Here is a 1038-nt window from a genome sequence, read left to right on the forward strand (position 1 = left end):
ACCACTGAAGGATTGGCCATCAGGCGCTGGCACTCCTGACTCAACACCTCCTCGACCTCATCCAGGGATTTGAACGTCCGGTTCGCCACCGGACGTTTCACCTGACCGACCAGCGGCTCTGCGGGCGATAACTCTGGCGTGTACGGCGGAAAGTTGATCAGCACCATGTTAGGTGGGACGCGTACCTGCGGGCTGGTATGCCAGCCCGCACCATCCAGAAGCAGCACAATGATGTCTCGCCCGGTGGGGTTCATGGCGCGGTCGAACTGCTGCAGTGCCACCTGCATGGCCTCGACACTGACCGTGGGCAGGATCAAAAAATCGCTCTTCCCGGTGGCGGGCTCTACGAACACGTAGACGTAGACCCACTGAAATCCTCGATGCTGCACCGCGATCGGTCGCTGACCTTTCGGCGCCCACACTCGCATCAGGACAGGTTTGAGCCCAACCCGGCCCTCATCCTGGACGAACAGGCGTACCCGCTGATGCGGGTACGCTGCCTGGGCGATCCGCAGCGCCCCGCCTACTTTTTTTTAAAGGTGTCCTGCACCTCGGGGGACGCGGCCCGGTGATGGCGGGGACGCGGCATCTGGACACTGAACCCCAGGCGTTTGAAGTAACCCCAAGCACACGGGGGACTGATCTCGATGCCGAACTCCTCCTGCACGTACGCTTGTACCTTGCCGCTCGTCCACACGCCGCCCATGGGCGGCGTGTTCAGTAACGCCTGGGACAACTGCGTCTGTTGGTCGAGTGTCAGGGCGGTGTCGGCGCGATTGTCTTGGCGTTTGTCACGCACGGCTTCAGGGCCGTGCTTGTTGTACTGGCTGATGAGCACGCTGATGGTCGTACGGCTGTATCCGGTCGCGTCCATGAGTTCGGGGATGGTCTTGCCCTTGGATTTGAGCCAGAGAAGTTGCCAGCGTGAGCGTTCGACGGGTCGCGTGGCAGCTCGGTACGCCTGTTCCAGCTCATCGGTCGTGCGGTGTGTGGTCAACTGGGCAGCTCGCATAGTTGATTATCACTTTAGTCCCGTAT

Annotated in this window: 2 protein-coding genes; both read right to left on the bottom strand. The window is 61.2% G+C overall.

Annotated features, from left to right (window positions below; translation table 11 throughout):
* A partial coding sequence (locus E5Z01_RS19215; RefSeq protein ID WP_167758032.1) for an IS630 family transposase occupies positions 1–515 on the bottom strand: 515 nt, incomplete at its 3' end.
* An 8-nt stretch (positions 516–523) separates the two neighbouring features.
* On the bottom strand, positions 524–997 hold the full coding sequence (locus E5Z01_RS19220) for a helix-turn-helix domain-containing protein (RefSeq protein ID WP_167758031.1): 474 nt from the start codon (positions 995–997) through the stop codon (positions 524–526).
* Positions 998–1038: the final 41 nt, after the last annotated feature.

This window comes from Deinococcus fonticola (assembly GCF_004634215.1).
GTDB lineage: Bacteria > Deinococcota > Deinococci > Deinococcales > Deinococcaceae > Deinococcus > Deinococcus fonticola.